Below are 16,193 nucleotides of genomic sequence, written 5' to 3' on the forward strand. Positions count from 1 at the left end.
CTGCTCCCACATAGAGCGGCGGCTGCGCTATTGCAATTGCAGCGTCGAATTGAACTGACTGATCGCATCTACCACATGCCGTGACCCTTCCTGGATCTCCAGGATCACCTGCCCCGCCTCGTTCGCCAACTCCACGCCCAGGCCCGTACGGCTCAAGCTCGACTGCATGCTCGACACGGCGCTCAACGACAGGTCATGGTTCTTGCGCACCACGTCCACGATCTCAACGGTGGCCTGGCTGGTGCGAGCGGCAAGGCTGCGCACTTCATCGGCGACCACCGCGAACCCACGCCCGTGCTCGCCCGCACGCGCGGCTTCAATCGCCGCATTCAGGGCCAGCATGTTGGTTTGTTCGGCAATGCTGCGGATGGTTTGCACGATGGCGCCGATGATGTCCGACTGTTTGCTCACCGCATCGATGCTCTGCGCCGCCTGGTTAAGGTCGTGGGACATGGCTTCAATGATCTGCACCGTTTGCTGCACTACCTGCGAGCCCTTGCGGGCGCAGGCATCGTTCTGTACCGAAGTGGCGTGGGCCGAGTCGGCGGCCGTGCGCAGGGTGCTGACTTGCTCGGTGATATCGCTGGCGAACTTCACCACTTTGTACAAGCGCCCATGGGTGTCGAAAATGGGGTTGTAAGAGGCTTCCAGAAACAGGGTCTTGCCGTATTTGTTTTTACGTTCGAAGCGGTGGGAGTGAAATTCACCGCGATTGAGTGAAGCCCAGAACGCTTTATACGCCGGGGACTCCACTTCGCTGCGGTGGCAAAACATGCTGTGATGCTGGCCGATGATTTCTTCGCGCGTGTACTGCACCGTGCGCAGGAAGTTGTCGTTGGCATTGAGGATCTGGCCCTGGGGAGTGAATTCGATTACCGCCATGGAACGGCTGATGGCGTCGATCAGACTTTGGTTTTCGTGTTCGTGATGGACCCGTGCGGAAATATCCGCCGCCACCTTGATCACACTGCGTACCTGATGGTCGCTGTCCAGCACCGGCAAATAGCTGGCTTCCAGCCACACTTGCTCACCGCGCTTGTTAAGGCGCATGAAGGTGCCGCTGAGCGCCTCGCCTCGCGCCAGATCGCGCCACAACTGGTGGTAGGCATCGGTGTGGGTATACGCCTCCTCGCAAAACAGGCGGTGATGTTTGCCACGGATCTCCTCGACGCTGTAGCCCATGGTTTGGCAAAAGCGTTCGTTGGCATTCAGGATCACTCCCGTGCGGTCGAACTCGATCATCGCCATGGAGCGACTGATGGCGGCAAGCTTGGCGTTGGCTTCGGTGAGGGCACATGAAAAACGCTGGATTTCTTGCAGGTCGGATTTGTGCTGGCGGTTGAACATGGTCAGATCACCCTAGATTCCCGGCGCCTGGAGGGCGCATTCCATTCATACGTTGGATATTTCTGGTACACCTGCATGGGGAAATAACCATTGGAAACGCTTTATCGGCCAAGCGTCGTTAACGGTTCTGGGTGAGCATAGACAGGCCTTGGCACTCTGCAAGGCCACTAATCCGCCAGCATTGCTGCTCATGGATGATCAAGGGGCTTGAAGACAGCCTGCTGCACATCGACTTTTTTCGGGATCAGGCCGTTGGCAAAAAACAGGTCGGCGGTGCGTTGCTGGTTGGCAATGTCGATGGCCGCCAAGGGGCGGATCGGCTCGGGCGAGCGATGTTCGAAGTAGCTTTTGACCACCGCCGGTTGCAGGCCCAGGGTGCCGGCCATCAGCGTGATGCTCGCGTCAGGCTCATCAAGCGACAGCCGCTGCGCCTTGCCAAGCGTCTGGATAATCGTGGCAACGGCCTCTGGGTGCTGCTTGGCAAACGGGTGGTTGACCACGAAGAAACTGCCCGCAGGGTTCAACCCTTGCCCGTCCCGCAGCACGCGTGCCGAGCCGTCGATCACGGCGGCCGAGTAGTACGGGTCCCACACCACCCATGCGTCCACCTTGCCTTGTTCGAACGCGGCGCGGCCGTCGGAAGGCGACAGGTACACCACATTCACATCCTTCCACTGCAACCCGGCGTGCAGCAGGCTTTTGAGGAACAGGTTGTGTGCACTGGAGCCCTTGAGCAATGCCACGCGCTTGCCCTTGAGTTCGGCCACGTTCTGCACGGTACTGGCCTTGGGCACCAGCACTGCTTCGGCCTTGCCCTCGTTGGGCTCGACGGCAAAATACTGCAAGTCGATCCCGGCTGCCTGGGCGAAGATCGGCGGGATATCGCCAATATTGCCGATGTCCAGGCTGCCGGCGTTGAGCGCTTCGATCAGCGGCGGGCCACCGAGAAATTCGGTCCACTGCACCTGGGTGCCCGGCAGTGCGGCTTCGAAGAGCTTGTGCTCACGGGCGAGCACCATGCTGACCGAGCTTTTCTGGTAGCCGATGCGCAGCGTGGAAGGTTCGGCCGCCGAGGTGGGTTGCGCCAGTACTGCCAATGCCAGCAGCGAACTGCCCAGCAGGTGTCTGATTGCTTTCATAAGTTGCCTCTTGGTGGTTCGATCAGATTCAAAGTGAGCACAGGAAGTGTGGGAGCTGGCTTGCCTGCGATGGCGGCCTGACATGGCCAGAGGTGTTGGCTGGCTCACCGCTATCGCAGGCAAGCCAGCTCCCACATTTGATCGGGGTGGGATTCAAGTCCGGTAACAGCGCGGGCCATGTAGTCACTGACCGAGCGCTGGGAAATCCCCAGTTCGGCAGCGATCTGGGGGTACGTCAGGCCGTTGACGCGGGACAACAGGAACGTCGTCTTGACCTTGGCCGGCAAGCGGTCGAGCGAGAGATCGATGGCTTGGAGGGCTTCGAGTACCTGCGCCCGGTCCTCGGCGCAGGCTGCATCGTCATCCAGCACAGCGAGGTAGGCACGCTCCAGGTCACGCCGGCGCCACACCTGGTACACCAGGCGCTGGGCAATGGTGGTGAGCAATGCGCGGGGCTGTCGTATCGGCGCTACCTGAGGTGCACTCAAGAGCTGGACAAACGCGTCGACGGCGATGTCTTCGGCGTGGGCACGGGAGTTGAGGTAGCGGTGCAAGCGGCTGCACAGCCAAGGGTAATGAATGCGAAACAATGAGCCCACGTAGTCGCTGTGAGCACGATCGGCGCCGGACATAGTGGCTCCTTCTGAGTAGGTTGCGCGGTATGTCCGGTGTTCCGGTGAAGCAATCCTAGCAAGGCTACTTATGCTTTAATAATATTTAAAACGCATTTTTATATAACCTTATTGAAGTACCGGATAGCCGTTGCTGGCGGCTTTGCGCTGGTAATCCAACACCACCTGGTAGTCATCTTCGCTGGCAGGAAGCACAGCTCGCACACCGAGGGTTTGCGCCACCTGCGGCAGGTCCTGCAACGCCAGGTTCATCGCCTCCCGAATCTGCGCTACCTGCGCATCGCTCAAGCCCAGCGCGCCTATGTAAGGCAAAGTCGGGCTCGGCGCGCTGCGGGCGATGACGCGTAGGCCCGCGACCTCTGCTGGGGCGAATCGGGCGAGGTAGTCGTAGGTGACGCTGTCAATGGCGGCGAGGTCGGCGCGGCCTTCACGCAGCCAGCGCAAGCTCTCGCGATGGGCACCGCTGATGCCGACGCTGGCGAAGAAACGCCCGTCGCGCTGCAACGGCGCCAGGCAGTCACGCAGCAGGTTCATACCGCTGTTGGAGTCGTGGCCGTTGATCACGCCGCGGCTCTGGTAGAACTGCGCCAGGCGGGTACGCGGGTTGTCAGCGCGAGTTAACAGCAGGCTGCAATGTTCGCCGTGGCTGCTGTGGGCCAACTCGCAACGGGGGCGCCCAATGATGCGCACCTGGCCGCGCAGTTGGGTCATCAGCGGGTAGCCGCAGGTTTGGCTGACGAGCAATTGCGGCGCCAGCCACAGGCCGCGCAAGTCGAGGTGGTCGGCATCAAGACGATGCAGCTTCAAGCGCTCAAGGATGCGCGCCAGCCAGTATTGATTGGCCTGCTGGATGGGCTCGGGCGCAACGTACATGCGCAGGTCGGCGTAGTGCTCACTCATGGTCGCCTCTCAGGCAAACGGGTGCAGGGGACTGTCGATGGCCTTGAGGCCGTGACGGCTGATCAACTGGCCGTAGCCATGCACCAGGAAACCACCGCTGCGCGCCAGCCACTGCTCGCGCCGGGCACGGTACACCCTGGGCAGCAGGTACCACGGCAACTTTGGCAGATCGTGGTGCACCAGGTGCAGATTGTTGTTGAGAAACAGCCAGGCCCAGGGCCAGGATGCTTCGTTGAGCACTGTGCGCTGTTCCGGCCGAGGATGGGGGCGGTGCTCATAGTAGGAACGGATCGAGGCCAGGGACAAGGCTGGCACGCTGACCAGCAGCAGGTAGTGCCACACCGCAAGCGCGCTGTAGTAGGCGATGAAACTCAGCATCAGCACAGTGACGGCGCCGTGGGCCAGCCACATCGGCCATACCTGGGGCAGGCGTTGAAACTCGTGACGTGCCAACCGGCCAATCGCCAACGGCGCAGCCAGCAGGAAGCGGCCAAGCACGGTCTTGGTCAGCCAATGCACGCCACGTTCGAACAGTGAGCTGTTGTTCCATTGCTGCTGATTGAGGTAGCGGCTTTCCGGGTCGATGCCCGGCAGGGTCAGGTCATGGTCGTTATGGTGCAACAGGTGGCTGTCGCGGTACAGCGTGTAGGGATACCACACCGCGAAAGGGGCATAGCCGAGGAGTTTATTCAGCCATAACGAACGGGTCGGGTGGCCGTGGAGCAATTCGTGCTGCACCGATAGCCACAGGGTCAGCAGCGGAATCAGCAGCAACATGCTCAGCCACACGCCCAGCCACCGGCTGCCAAGGATCACCGCAAACCAGCCGGCATACACGCCGATCAACAGCAGCCAGGTCGGCCACTCGGTTCTTGCCACAAAGGTCGTCGCCAGGGCTTCGATTTCCCGGCGGTGGGTCGGATCAAGGTAATTGGCCATCGGCAGCTCAGAGCAGGTGTTTCCTGCTCTGTGCAATGAGGCGGGAAAATCTTGCAGATCGTTTGGTTCTAAGCGTGTAACTCAGTGACCGAACAGGCCTGCTTCGGATTTTTTGGTCTTCTTGTCCGCGCGTTTTTCATCCGCGGTCTTTGCCGGTTTTTTCTTCGCGGCTTTCTTTGAATCCATACCTTTGGCCATGATGCATGCTCCACTAACAGGGGATGTAGCACTGGGTATACCACCTATTGCCCGGCAGAAGGCGCTTATAATCCCCTGCCCTGGATAATGCTTGTCTGAACCCCATGCCCCCAATGCACATCGAACCGCTGGCCGAGCCTCTGTGGCCACTGCTGAACAAGTTTTACCGCAGCCACAATTCATCGATGAAGGCGCTCAAGGGCGGCCGTTTGTGGGTAGTGCGAGATGCCGAGATCGTGGCCGGCTTGTGCTTGAGCCCGGTGATGGGTGGGCAGTGGCTGACGGGGGTGTTTGTGGCGCCGACTTATCGTGGCCAGCAGCTGGCGGCGCGACTGATTGGCGAGGCCGTGGCAGGTTGTGAGGGGACGGTCTGGTTGCTGTGCCATCCGGACCTGGAAGGGTTGTATCAGGGCATGGGGTTCAGCCAGGACACGGTTTTGCCGCAATCGCTGAGTGAGCGGCTGGTGCGTTACAAGCGCAATAAACCGATGATTGCGATGGGGCTCAATGCCCCAAAACACTGATCCAATGTGGGAGCTGGCTTGCCTGCGATGGCGGTGTATCAGCTACAAATAAGGTAGCTGGCCCACCGCCATCGCAGGCAAGCCAGCTCCCACAGTTGAACTGTGAGTGTGTCAGAAGGGCTATTCGTCAGCCGTTGGGTCCAGCTCCGGGAACATCACTTCAATAAATCCGAATTTGCTGAAGTCGGTAATCCGCGAGGGGTACAGCCGGCCGATCAAATGGTCGCACTCATGCTGCACCACCCGCGCATGGAAGCCGTCGGCAAAACGTACGATCGGCTCGCCTTTGGGGTCGAACCCTTCGTAGCGGATCTGCTGGTAACGGTTCACGGCGCCGCGCAGGCCGGGCACTGACAGGCAACCCTCATAGCCCTCTTCCTGCAGCGGGCTGAGCGGTGTGATCAGCGGGTTGATCAAGATGGTCTGCGGCACAGGCGGCGCGTCCGGGTAGCGTTCGCTGGCCTCGAAACCGAAGATCACCAGTTGCAGGTCCACGCCAATCTGCGGCGCCGCCAGGCCAACGCCGCCCACGTGCTCCATGGTCTGGAACATATCGTCGATCAGTTGCCACAACTCCGGGCTGTCAAACATCTCCGGCGGCACCGGCGGGGCGATACGCAGCAGGCGCTCGTCGCCCATTTTCAGGATTTCACGGATCATTGTTCAGGCTCGGTCATGGGCTTGGAGTGGTCCCGGCCTAGGCCTGAGACGTGTTGTTTTTCATCGGTGTGGCCCGGCTCGCCTATTTCCTTCTCACCGGGGTCCTTGCCCTCGGCAGACATATGCTCGATCACCGCGTTCATCTCCGCGCCCAGCAGCAGTACGGCGGCAGAGATGTAGAAATACAGGAGCAAGACAATGATCGCACCGATACTGCCATACATGGCGTTGTAGTCCGCGAAGGTCTTGACGTAGTAGCCAAAGCCCAGGGAGGCGACGATCCATACCACCACGGCCAAGACGGAGCCGGGGGTGATAAAGCGAAATTCCTGCTCGACGTCCGGCATCACGTAGTACATGAGGGCCACGGCGAACATCAGCAAGATCACAATCAGCGGCCAGCGCAGGATGGTCCACAGCGTGACCACGAATTCCTGCATGCCAATCTGCCCGGCCAGCCACTCCATGACTTGCGGGCCCAGCACCATCAGCGCGGCGGCCGCCAGCAGCATGCCGGCGATACCCACGGTGTAGAAAATCGACAGCGGGAAACGCTTCCAGATCGGCCGACCTTCAACCACATCGTAGGCGGCGTTCATGGCGCTCATCATCAGGCGCACGCCCGCAGAGGCCGTCCACAGGGCGATAACGATACCCACCGAGAGCAAGCCGCCCTTGGACTGCTGCAACTGATCGATCACCGGGTTGACCTGTTCCAGCGCCTGGGGTGGCAACACCAGCTCCGATTGCAGGCGCAGCCAACTGAAGAAGTCGGGCAAGTGCAGGAAGCCGATCAGGGCAATGAGGAACAGCAGGAACGGAAACAAAGAGAACAGCATCTGGTAGGCCAGTGCCGAGGCGTAGGTAGGCATCTCGTCATCGACGAATTCCTTGATGGTGCGTACCAGCACCTTGTGCAGCTTGAGACCATCGAGTACTGGAAAAAGCATAGCGTCTCCTTTCGCCGCAAAAGAGGTTGAGTTCGTGGGCGACTCAGGGGCCGTTTTCTACATCAAAGTAGCCCATTTGGCGACTTTGAAACAATTTCGAAAGTTTAGTTGCAGCACCGGATACAAAAACGGCCATCCGTGGATGGCCGTCGGGCTGCTGGGGTCAGCCAGCCAGGACGTGTTACTCAGTGGCTTTTTTCACTGCGTCCTTGGTCTTGCCCACTGCTTGCTGAGCTTCGCCTTTTTTCTCTTGGATCACGCCTTCAGCACGCAGCTTGTCATTGTCTGTGACTTTACCGACGCCTTGCTTGATGTTACCGACAGCTTCGTTCGCCAAGCCCTTTACCTTATCGGAAGTGCTGCTCATGGTATTACTCCTGATAACAATCAAATGGTTTTTGGTCACTACGTAGCGGTTGACCTGAAGCGCAACGGCAGAGTTTCAATTATTTTTGCGCAAGCATTTCATCGAAAGCGGCAGGTTTGGCTTTATGTTTTGCAGCCAACCCACGAGAATGCCCGGCACATTCAGGCTGCAACGCTGAATAACAGATCCCGTAGGAAGGTTATGAAACTCAATAAAGCACAGGCCATTGCCCGCAGAAACCAGGAACTGGGCGGTGCCGTACTCGGCGTCAACAACTGCCACTTCACCGACCTGGACCGCAAACGCAACATCTGGTGGTTCGACCTGCCGGTGGGGCGTATTGCCGTGGGCCAGTACGAGTGGATCCACCTGTTGATGCACAACGCCGACACCGACCAGTTGCTGCACCTGAAGGTGCCGACCGTGTTCCTGCGTGAAAAACTCGAAGGGCTGGTGGTACGCAATGCGGGCAAGCGCAAGCCGGAGATTACCCTGGAGCTAAGCGCGGATAAGGACTCGTTCTTGAAGGACGTACGCCCCGCCGGTGCGGGTGTGAGCTTCGCGCAGTTCGCGTTGTAAGCCCGGTAACCCTGTGGGAGCGGGCTTGCCCGCGATGGCAGTGAGTCAGGCGATACAGCAATGGCTGCTGTAGCGCTATCGCAGGCAAGCCAGCTCCCACGGGGGTAAGTGTTTCGCCAGCGCCCTCATAAAAAACCCCGCATCGGCGGGGTTTTTTATGGGTTACTTTTTAAGACCGAGTTTCTTCAGTTCTTCATCACGCAATTCACGCCGCAGGATCTTGCCCACGTTGGTGGTCGGCAGCGCATCACGGAACTCCACGGCCTTGGGCACTTTGTAGCCGGTGACGTTGGCGCGCATGTGCCCCATCACCTGGTCCTTGGTCAGGGTAGCCCCTGGCTTGACCACGATGAACAACTTGATGTGCTCGCCGGATTTTTCATCCGGTACGCCGATAGCCGCACACTGCAGCACACCCGGCAGGCCCGCCAGCACGTCTTCCAGCTCGTTGGGGTAGACGTTGAAGCCGGAGACCAGAATCATGTCCTTCTTGCGGTCGACGATACGCATGTAGCCGTCTGGCTGGATGATCGCGATGTCGCCGGTCTTCAGCCAACCCTCGCTGTCAAGCATCTCGTCGGTAGCTTCCTGGCGCTGCCAGTAGCCCTTCATCACTTGCGGACCTTTCACGCACAACTCGCCAGTTTCGCCCAGTGCAAGCTCGGTACCGTCGTCGGCGATGACTTTACACGCGGTGGAAGGCACCGGAATGCCGATGGTGCCGATCTGGATGTGCTGGATCGGGTTGACCGTGGCCACCGGGCTGGTTTCGGTCATGCCGTAGCCTTCGCAGATCGCGCAGCCGGTCACGGCCTTCCAACGCTCCGCCGCCGCCAGCTGCAACGCCATGCCGCCCGATAGGGTGACCTTCAGCGCAGAGAAGTCCAGCTTGCGGAAACCTTCGTTGTTGCACAGTGCCACGAACAGGGTGTTGAGGCCGACGAAGCCGCTGAACTTCCACTTCGACAGTTCCTTGACCATCGCCGGCAGGTCGCGCGGGTTGCTGATCAGGATGTTGTGGTTGCCGATCAGCATCATCGCCATGCAATGAAAGGTGAAGGCATAGATGTGGTAGAGCGGCAGCGGCGTGATCAGGATCTCGCAGCCTTCATTGAGGTTGGAGCCCATCAGCGCCTTGCATTGCAGCATGTTGGCGACGAGGTTGCGGTGGGTCAGCATCGCGCCCTTGGCCACGCCGGTGGTACCGCCGGTGTATTGCAACACGGCCACATCGCCGCTGGCCGGGCTGGCATCGTTGACCGGCTGGCCATGGCCCTTGGCGAGTACGTCGTTGAATTTGATGGCCTGGGGCAGATGATAGGCCGGGACCATTTTCTTCACGTACTTGATCACGCTGTTGATCAGCACGCGCTTGAACGGCGAGAGCAGGTCGGCAACTTCGGTGACGATCACGTGCTTGACGGCGGTCTTGGGCACGACTTTTTCAGCCAGGTGCGCCATGTTGGCCAGGCAAACCAGGGCCTTGGCCCCCGAATCATTGAATTGGTGTTCCATCTCCCGCGCGGTATACAGCGGGTTGGTGTTGACCACGATCAGGCCGGCGCGGATCGCACCGAATACAGCGACGGGGTATTGCAGAACGTTGGGCAGTTGCACGGCGATTCGATCGCCAGGCTTCAAATCGGTATGCTGTTGCAGATACGCGGCGAATGCGCCGGACAATTCGTACAGTTCACCGTAGGTGATTGTCTTGCCCAGGTTGCTGAAAGCCGGTTTGTTGGCGAAGCGCTGGCAGGACTGCTTCAGTACCGCCTGAATATTCGGATACTCGTCTGGATTGATCTGTGCAGCAATCCCGGCGGGGTACTTATCCTTCCAAAAGTCTTCATTCATGGAAGCCCACTCCTCAGCGACGCGAATTCATCATCGCATTTGATGCGATTATTATTGGTGTATGTTTTTAGGTGAGTCTGGCGCTTTCAAGCAGGCCTAGAAGTCACAAAGCGCGCCGAGAGTAGCAGCTTTGCCAAGGGGCGCCTAGAGCCAAAAGAGGGCCCTACAGTCATAAACATGACTCAAGAATATCCAATGGTCACTTTTAGAGCAAAAATTCTATAACACCAGGAATGGCTCTAGAACAGGCTATCAAGGGCGAAAAATACAGTGTGGGAGCTGGCTTGCCTGCGATAGCGGTGGATCAGTCAATTCAACAGGCGACTAAAAAACTGCTATCGCGGGCAAACCAGCTCCCACATTTTTGTACCCTATTTCAATTCAAGCGATGTCGCGCAGCTCCCGGCGCAGAATTTTCCCCACCGGCGTCATCGGCAACGACTCTCTCAACACAATATGCTTGGGCACCTTGTACCCCGTGAAGTTGGCCTTGCAGTACGCCTTCAGTTCCTCGAGGCTCACCCCCTGGGCCCGTGCCACCACGAACAGCTTCACCGCCTCCCCCGTGCGCTCGTCCGGTACGCCGATCACGGCGCAGTTGGCCACGGCCGGGTGGGCCATGATCACGTCTTCAATTTCGTTGGGGTACACGTTGAAACCCGAGACGATGATCAAATCCTTCTTGCGATCCACAATACTGATGTAGCCATCGGTGTCGATCACCGCAATGTCACCGGTCTTCAACCAGCCATCGGCGTCCAGGGTTTCGGCGGTGGCGGCCGGTTGCTGCCAGTAGCCCTTCATCACTTGTGGGCCCTGGATGCACAGCTCGCCGCGCTCGCCCAACGGCAGGTCTTGCCCCAGGTCATCCACGACCTTCATCGCTGTACCCGGCACCGGGATGCCCACGGTACCCAGGCGCGACAGGCCGCCGTAGGGGTTGGTACTGGCCACTGGCGAGGTTTCGGTGAGGCCGTAGCCTTCGCCGATGGCGCAGCCGGTCACCGCTTTCCAGCGTTCCGCCGTGGCCTTGACCAGGGCGGTGCCGCCGGAGTTGGTAATCTTCAGGTGGGAGAAATCCAGGGTCTTGAAATCCGGGTGGTCCATCAGCGCCACAAACAGTGTGTTGAGCCCCAACAGGCCGGAGAACTGCCACTGTTTGAGCTCCTTGATAAACCCGCCGATGTCCCGTGGGTTGGTGATCAGCACGTTGTGGTTACCGGAGACCATCATGCACATGCAATTGGCCGTGAATGCATAGATGTGGTACAGCGGCAGCGGTGCAATCATCACCTCCTGCCCTTCCTTGATCAGCGGATGGCCGTCGTCGCCCAGTTGCGACATGCACGCCCGCACTTGCTGCATGTTCGCCACCAGGTTGCCGTGAGTGAGCATCGCGCCCTTGGCCAGCCCAGTGGTGCCGCCGGTGTATTGCAGCACGGCGACGTCGTCCAGGGTCACCGGATGGCGCGTCACTCCAAGGCCCGCGCCCATGCGCAGGGCGCGCTTGAACGAAACCGCCCGCGGCAGGTGGTAGGCCGGGACCATCTTCTTGACTTTGTCGACCACGGTGTTGACCAGCCAGCCTTTGGCGGCGGGCATGAAATCGCCCATCCTGGCTTCGATCAGGTAGTCGATCTCCGTGTCGGTGCACACCTCCTGCACACGTGAACCGAACAGGTTGAGGTAGACCAGCGCCCGCACACCGGCATCCTTGAACTGATGGCGCATCTCGCGCGGCGTATAAAGCGGGTTGGTGTTGACCACGATCAGCCCGGCGCGCAGTGCGCCGAACACCGCAACCGGGTAATGCAGCACGTTGGGCAGCTGCACCGCGATGCGCTCGCCGGGCTTGAGGTCGGTGTGCTGCTGCAGGTAACCGGCAAACGCCGCACTCTGGCGCTCAAGCTCGGCGTAGGTGAGGGTAATGCCCATGCTGCTGAATGCCGGACGGTCGGCAAAGGTCTTGCAGGAACGCTCGAAGACCTCGATCACCGACTTGTAGGTGCTGAGGTCGATGGCATTGGGGACTCCCGGCGCGCGTTTGTCATTCCAGAAATCAGGTTGCATTATTCTTGTCCTCTTTACCTGAGTGTGTCCGGCCGCTGCCATGCAGATGTGCAGCAATAAGAAGCGGAGCTTTGGGGAAGTTAGCAGCTATGGCCAAACAGGCAAGACGCTGAACTGTGTCATTGATTGTATGAATCTTGTACCTAAGGCGTAGGCAGATACCCCGCCCCACGCCGGATGAGCTATACAATGCAACCACCCTGAGCAAAGGAAGCCGCCATGAACCACAGCACCTTCTGGCTGACCGCGAACGACCACACCCGTCTGTACGTCAACCAATGGATGCCCGACGGCCCGCCCAGGGCCGTGGTGATGATTTCCCATGGCATGGCCGAGCACGGCGGTCGCTATGCGCGCCTGGCGCAAGCGTTGTGTGGCGCAGGGTATGGCGTATATGCGCTGGACCAGCGTGGGCATGGCCGTACCGCCGAGGCCGGCACCGTTGGGCTATATGCTGAAACGGATGGCTGGAACAAAGTCGTGGGCGATCTGGCCAGCCTTAATCAGCACATCGGCCAACAGCATGCCGGGCTGCCGATCATCTTGCTGGGCCACAGCATGGGCAGCTATATCTCCCAGGCATACTTGCTGCATCACAGCGCCAGCTTGCATGGCGCAATACTCAGCGGCTCGAATTTCCAGCCGGTGGCCCTCTACCGTGCAGCGCAAATCATTGCGCGCATCGAACGTGCACGCCAAGGCCTGCGAGGACGCAGTGCGTTGATCGACTTCTTGTCGTTCGGCTCATTCAACAAAGCCTTCAAACCCAATCGCACCGCGTTTGACTGGCTCAGCCGCGACCCGGTTGAAGTGGACAACTACATCAACGACCCACTCTGTGGCTTTCGTTGCACCAATCAACTGTGGATCGACCTGTTGGGCGGCTTGCAGCAGATCAGCAAAGTCTCCAACCTGACGCAGATTGATCCCGGCCTGCCGATCCTGGTGATGGGCGGCGATCGTGATCCGGTGAGTGAAGGCAAGCGTCTCAAGCACCTGGCCCACGCCCTGCGTGAGGCCGGTTGCCAGGACGTGCAATTGACGCTTTACCCCCAGGCGCGCCATGAAGTATTCAACGAAACCAACCGTGATGAAGTCACCGCCGACCTGCTGACCTGGCTCGACCAGGCGCTGGCGTTGCGCAGGCCCACCCGCTGCGAATAGTTTTTGCTTTAAAATCAGCCGATTAATTACCGTTAAGCCACAGGATGCACCTTGAGATGACCCAGGTAACCAACACCCCGTACGAAGCGCTTGAAGTGGGCCAGACTGCCAGCTTCAGCAAAACCGTCGAAGAGCGCGATATCCAGTTGTTCGCCGCCATGTCGGGTGACCACAACCCGGTGCACCTGGACGCTGAATACGCCAAGGCGACCATGTTCAAGGAGCGGATTGCCCACGGCATGTTCAGCGGCGCGCTGATCAGCGCGGCAGTGGCCTGCGAGCTGCCTGGGCCGGGCACGATCTATATCGGCCAGCAAATGACCTTCCAGAAACCGGTGAAGATCGGCGACACCCTGACCGTGCGCTTGGAAATCCTCGAGAAACTGCCGAAGTTTCGCGTGCGCATTGCCACTCGGGTGTTCAACCAGCGTGATGAGTTGGTAGTCGATGGCGAGGCGGAGATTCTGGCGCCGCGCAAACAGCAAGTCGTGACCCTGACCGAGCTGCCGCCAATCAGCATCGGCTGATCTACATTCCAGCCTTTGCATAAAAAAATGTGGGAGCGGGCTCGCCCGCGAATGCGGTGTATCAGCCAATACAACAGTGACTGATCCACCGCTTTCGCGAGCAAGCCCGCTCCCACACTAGGTCCAGCGTAGGTCTTACCTCAGGTCTTACGACTGAGCGCGAGCCTGGTTACGCAGGGCTTTTACCTGGTCGTGGTTGCGCTGTACACCGTGGTACTGACGCTCAACCAAGTCACGAATGCCCACCAGGTTGTGCTTGTTGATCTTCTCGATCGCTTCCTTGTAAGCCTTCAGTGCGTGGTCTTCACCGCGCTCGGCTTCGTTCAATACGGCCTCTTCGTCCTTGCCGGTGACCATCGACTTCACGTCGACCCAGCCACGGTGCAGGGCGCCGGCAACACTACCGGACTTCTCTGGATCGCCGCCCAGGGCACGCACAGCAGTTTTCAGTTCTTCGGCAGCGGTACCGCAATCAACAGCACGCTTGGCAAACAATGCCTTGAGTTCCGGATGCTTGATGTCTTCAGCGCATTCCTTGAAACCCTTTTGGCCGTCGATGCTGGTCTCGATCAGGTCGTTCAGTACGGAGATCGATTCTTTGTTGATATCAGTCATTTTTCAATTCCTTGTACGGGTTAGAAGGTTGCCTTGGTTATTGCAGCGCCCGTGCCAGGTTCATAAAAATTATTTTTATGTTTATTTTCAATAGCTTACGAATTATTGAACCATCTGTATGTTGGTTATTTGCATGATCTGTCATTTGGCCTTCATGCAGAATGCCTGTATTTTCGAAAGCCTGGCCTCAACCCTACGACGCTCATGAATCCCGAAAAACTCGAACTGCTGATCACCCGCCAAATGCCCTTTGGCAAATACAAAGGCCGGATCATTGCCGACCTGCCTGGGCCCTACCTGAATTGGTTCGCCCGTGAAGGTTTCCCCCACGGGGAACTGGGCGGTTTGCTGGCCTTGATGCAGGAAATCGACCACAACGGCCTGTCCGAATTGCTTGAACCACTGCGCGCCAAACATGGCAGACCCGCCCCCCGCCACTAAGAGACTCACCATGCCAAGGAATGCCGATAACGACCCGCACTGGCAGGCCATCGCCCAACGCTATGAATACGAGCCCGGTCCGATCAACCTGGAAAACGGCTACTTCGGGCGCATGAGCCGGGCGGTGCAGGGCCAGTACCTTGAGCGCATCAGCTTTATCAACCGCAGCAACTCTGTGCATGTGCGCCAGCGTTTTGAGCAGGGCGAAAACAACGAGATACGCCGCCAGTTGGCCGGGTTGATTGATGTCGACCCCGAATCGGTCGCTTTCACCCGTAACGCCACCGAAGCCTTGCAGTCGCTGATCCGTAACTACAACCGCCTGCAACCGGGCGACCAGGTGCTGATCAGCGACCTGGAGTACGACACGGTCAAAGGCGCCATGCGCTGGCTGGCAGCGATTCGCGGCGTGGAAGTGATAGAGGTGGCCCACACCCACCCGGCCAGTTTCGACAGCCTGGTGCAGACTTATCACGATGCGTTTGTGCAGTACCCGCGTCTGAAATTAATGGCCTTGACCCATGTGACCCACCGTACGGGCCTGGTCATGCCGGTTGCGGACATTGCCAAGGCCGCGCGCGAACGCGCAATCGACGTGATCCTCGACGGCGCCCACGCCTTGGGCCAGATCGACTTCAACCTGGCCGAACTGGGCATTCAGTTCGCAGGCTTCAACCTGCACAAGTGGATCGGCGCGCCGCTGACCCTGGGCTTTTTGTACATCGCACCGGAGCGCCTGGCCGATATCGACACGGATATGGGCGAGTTTCACTACCCAGCCACCGATGTGCGAGCGCGTACGTCCTACAGCACGCCGAACTTTCCGGCGCTGATGACCTTGCCCCTGGTGTTTGAAGAGCATCGACAGTTGGGTGGCGCGGCGGCCAAGGGCGCACGCGTCAATTACCTGCGCAACCTGTGGGTAAACCAGGTACGGCCGTTGCCGGGAATTGAAGTGCTGACCTCGGATGACCCGCGACTGTATTGCGGGATCACAGCCTTCAAGTTCATCGGGCGTAATCAGCAGGCGATGGCGGACAGGTTGCTCAAGGAGCACGGCCTGTTCACCACCACGCGCACGGGGGCAGCGTTTGGCACCTGTATCCGGGTGACGCCGGGGCTGGTGACGTCGGCGGCGGACATCAATGCGCTAGTCCATGCGATCACCCAACTAAACACCGTTTAAAACTGTAGGAGCTGGCTTGCCTGCGATAACGGTGTATCAGCCAAAGATGGGCTAACTGATAAAGAGCTATCGCAGGCAAGCCAGCTCCCACCTTCAAAGCG

General features: G+C 59.1%; 17 protein-coding genes and 1 pseudogene. 6 read left to right on the top strand and 12 right to left on the bottom strand.

Annotation, left to right across the window (positions count from 1 at the left end; all coding sequences use genetic code 11):
* Nucleotides 1-27: 27 nt before the first annotated feature.
* The 6 genes and pseudogenes from OC445_RS27180 to OC445_RS19045 all read right to left on the bottom strand — a co-directional run bounded on the left by OC445_RS27180 (nt 28) and on the right by OC445_RS19045 (nt 4,957).
* Entirely contained in the window at nt 28-453 is a 426-nt protein-coding gene (locus OC445_RS27180) for a methyl-accepting chemotaxis protein (RefSeq protein WP_371321886.1), read from the bottom strand.
* A 120-nt stretch (nt 454-573) separates the two neighbouring features.
* A pseudogene (locus OC445_RS27185) lies at nt 574-1,347 on the bottom strand (PAS domain-containing protein); the annotation flags it as partial.
* A 188-nt stretch (nt 1,348-1,535) separates the two neighbouring features.
* The gene (locus OC445_RS19030) at nt 1,536-2,486 is read right to left on the bottom strand and encodes an aliphatic sulfonate ABC transporter substrate-binding protein (RefSeq protein WP_054896711.1); all 951 of its coding nucleotides are present in this window, start codon (nt 2,484-2,486) and stop codon (nt 1,536-1,538) included.
* A 110-nt stretch (nt 2,487-2,596) separates the two neighbouring features.
* A complete protein-coding gene (locus OC445_RS19035; RefSeq protein WP_096144831.1) occupies nt 2,597-3,118 on the bottom strand; it encodes a sigma-70 family RNA polymerase sigma factor in 522 nt (173 codons plus the stop codon).
* Nucleotides 3,119-3,226: 108 nt separating this feature from the next.
* Nucleotides 3,227-4,018, bottom strand: coding sequence for a phosphate/phosphite/phosphonate ABC transporter substrate-binding protein (locus OC445_RS19040; protein WP_198790626.1), 792 nt, complete (start codon nt 4,016-4,018; stop codon nt 3,227-3,229).
* A 9-nt stretch (nt 4,019-4,027) separates the two neighbouring features.
* Entirely contained in the window at nt 4,028-4,957 is a 930-nt protein-coding gene (locus OC445_RS19045) for a fatty acid desaturase (RefSeq protein ID WP_054896708.1), read from the bottom strand.
* A 302-nt stretch (nt 4,958-5,259) separates the two neighbouring features.
* On the opposite strand from OC445_RS19045, the gene OC445_RS19050 reads away from it, so the two are divergent.
* On the top strand, nt 5,260-5,679 hold the full coding sequence (locus OC445_RS19050) for a GNAT family N-acetyltransferase (protein WP_054896707.1): 420 nt from the start codon (nt 5,260-5,262) through the stop codon (nt 5,677-5,679).
* 120 nt (nt 5,680-5,799) lie between these two features.
* Here the strand turns inward: OC445_RS19050 and def are convergent, their stop codons facing one another.
* From def to OC445_RS19065, 3 genes are all read right to left on the bottom strand, one after another.
* Nucleotides 5,800-6,339, bottom strand: coding sequence for a peptide deformylase (gene def, locus OC445_RS19055; protein ID WP_034128513.1), 540 nt, complete (start codon nt 6,337-6,339; stop codon nt 5,800-5,802).
* On the bottom strand, nt 6,336-7,289 hold the full coding sequence (locus OC445_RS19060; protein WP_032895581.1) for a YihY/virulence factor BrkB family protein: 954 nt from the start codon (nt 7,287-7,289) through the stop codon (nt 6,336-6,338). Before OC445_RS19060 ends, def begins: the two co-directional genes overlap by 4 nt.
* A 181-nt stretch (nt 7,290-7,470) precedes the next feature.
* Nucleotides 7,471-7,656: a CsbD family protein gene (locus OC445_RS19065; protein ID WP_003193737.1), complete on the bottom strand. Its 186-nt coding sequence runs from the start codon at nt 7,654-7,656 to the stop codon at nt 7,471-7,473.
* 201 nt (nt 7,657-7,857) lie between these two features.
* Between OC445_RS19065 and OC445_RS19070 the strand changes: the two genes are divergently transcribed.
* Nucleotides 7,858-8,235 carry a hypothetical protein gene (locus tag OC445_RS19070; RefSeq protein WP_003193739.1) on the top strand — a complete coding sequence of 126 codons (378 nt, stop codon included), beginning with the start codon at nt 7,858-7,860 and terminating at the stop codon, nt 8,233-8,235.
* Nucleotides 8,236-8,397: 162 nt separating this feature from the next.
* Here OC445_RS19070 and fadD1 read toward each other — a convergent pair whose 3' ends face one another.
* Together fadD1 and fadD2 are read right to left on the bottom strand one after the other, a co-directional pair.
* Nucleotides 8,398-10,089, bottom strand: a complete 1,692-nt coding sequence (gene fadD1, locus OC445_RS19075) for a long-chain-fatty-acid--CoA ligase FadD1 (protein ID WP_198790627.1) — start codon at nt 10,087-10,089, stop codon at nt 8,398-8,400.
* 381 nt (nt 10,090-10,470) lie between these two features.
* On the bottom strand, nt 10,471-12,159 hold the full coding sequence (gene fadD2 / locus OC445_RS19080; RefSeq protein ID WP_262020286.1) for a long-chain-fatty-acid--CoA ligase FadD2: 1,689 nt from the start codon (nt 12,157-12,159) through the stop codon (nt 10,471-10,473).
* Between the two features lie 219 nt (nt 12,160-12,378).
* Here fadD2 and OC445_RS19085 point away from each other — a divergent pair, with 219 nt between their 5' ends.
* Entirely contained in the window at nt 12,379-13,323 is a 945-nt protein-coding gene (locus OC445_RS19085) for an alpha/beta hydrolase (protein ID WP_198790629.1), read from the top strand.
* Between the two features lie 56 nt (nt 13,324-13,379).
* Nucleotides 13,380-13,850 carry a MaoC family dehydratase gene (locus OC445_RS19090; protein ID WP_003193747.1) on the top strand — a complete coding sequence of 157 codons (471 nt, stop codon included), beginning with the start codon at nt 13,380-13,382 and terminating at the stop codon, nt 13,848-13,850.
* A gap of 147 nt (nt 13,851-13,997) precedes the next feature.
* Here OC445_RS19090 and OC445_RS19095 read toward each other — a convergent pair whose 3' ends face one another.
* The gene (locus OC445_RS19095) at nt 13,998-14,465 is read right to left on the bottom strand and encodes a ferritin-like domain-containing protein (protein ID WP_034128518.1); all 468 of its coding nucleotides are present in this window, start codon (nt 14,463-14,465) and stop codon (nt 13,998-14,000) included.
* A 204-nt stretch (nt 14,466-14,669) separates the two neighbouring features.
* On the opposite strand from OC445_RS19095, the gene OC445_RS19100 reads away from it, so the two are divergent.
* Entirely contained in the window at nt 14,670-14,906 is a 237-nt protein-coding gene (locus OC445_RS19100; RefSeq protein WP_003193750.1) for a DUF3820 family protein, read from the top strand.
* A gap of 10 nt (nt 14,907-14,916) precedes the next feature.
* Nucleotides 14,917-16,092 carry an aminotransferase class V-fold PLP-dependent enzyme gene (locus tag OC445_RS19105; protein ID WP_198790631.1) on the top strand — a complete coding sequence of 392 codons (1,176 nt, stop codon included), beginning with the start codon at nt 14,917-14,919 and terminating at the stop codon, nt 16,090-16,092.
* The last annotated feature ends 101 nt before the right edge of the window (nt 16,093-16,193 follow it).

The organism is Pseudomonas sp. Pse35 (assembly GCF_024519715.1).
GTDB classification, from domain to species: Bacteria; Pseudomonadota; Gammaproteobacteria; order Pseudomonadales; family Pseudomonadaceae; genus Aquipseudomonas; species Aquipseudomonas paracarnis.

Bases quoted from the DNA above. Each gene is read 5' to 3' on its own strand.
- OC445_RS27180 (WP_371321886.1), bottom strand. From the start codon at position 453: ATGTCCCACGACCTTAACCAGGCGGCGCAGAGCATCGATGCGGTGAGC.
- OC445_RS19030 (WP_054896711.1), bottom strand. From the start codon at position 2,486: ATGAAAGCAATCAGACACCTGCTGGGCAGTTCGCTGCTGGCATTGGCA.
- OC445_RS19035 (WP_096144831.1), bottom strand. From the start codon at position 3,118: ATGTCCGGCGCCGATCGTGCTCACAGCGACTACGTGGGCTCATTGTTT.
- OC445_RS19040 (WP_198790626.1), bottom strand. From the start codon at position 4,018: ATGAGTGAGCACTACGCCGACCTGCGCATGTACGTTGCGCCCGAGCCC.
- OC445_RS19045 (WP_054896708.1), bottom strand. From the start codon at position 4,957: ATGGCCAATTACCTTGATCCGACCCACCGCCGGGAAATCGAAGCCCTG.
- OC445_RS19050 (WP_054896707.1), top strand. From the start codon at position 5,260: ATGCCCCCAATGCACATCGAACCGCTGGCCGAGCCTCTGTGGCCACTG.
- def (WP_034128513.1), bottom strand. From the start codon at position 6,339: ATGATCCGTGAAATCCTGAAAATGGGCGACGAGCGCCTGCTGCGTATC.
- OC445_RS19060 (WP_032895581.1), bottom strand. From the start codon at position 7,289: ATGCTTTTTCCAGTACTCGATGGTCTCAAGCTGCACAAGGTGCTGGTA.
- OC445_RS19065 (WP_003193737.1), bottom strand. From the start codon at position 7,656: ATGAGCAGCACTTCCGATAAGGTAAAGGGCTTGGCGAACGAAGCTGTC.
- OC445_RS19070 (WP_003193739.1), top strand. From the start codon at position 7,858: ATGAAACTCAATAAAGCACAGGCCATTGCCCGCAGAAACCAGGAACTG.
- fadD1 (WP_198790627.1), bottom strand. From the start codon at position 10,089: ATGAATGAAGACTTTTGGAAGGATAAGTACCCCGCCGGGATTGCTGCA.
- fadD2 (WP_262020286.1), bottom strand. From the start codon at position 12,159: ATGCAACCTGATTTCTGGAATGACAAACGCGCGCCGGGAGTCCCCAAT.
- OC445_RS19085 (WP_198790629.1), top strand. From the start codon at position 12,379: ATGAACCACAGCACCTTCTGGCTGACCGCGAACGACCACACCCGTCTG.
- OC445_RS19090 (WP_003193747.1), top strand. From the start codon at position 13,380: ATGACCCAGGTAACCAACACCCCGTACGAAGCGCTTGAAGTGGGCCAG.
- OC445_RS19095 (WP_034128518.1), bottom strand. From the start codon at position 14,465: ATGACTGATATCAACAAAGAATCGATCTCCGTACTGAACGACCTGATC.
- OC445_RS19100 (WP_003193750.1), top strand. From the start codon at position 14,670: ATGAATCCCGAAAAACTCGAACTGCTGATCACCCGCCAAATGCCCTTT.
- OC445_RS19105 (WP_198790631.1), top strand. From the start codon at position 14,917: ATGCCAAGGAATGCCGATAACGACCCGCACTGGCAGGCCATCGCCCAA.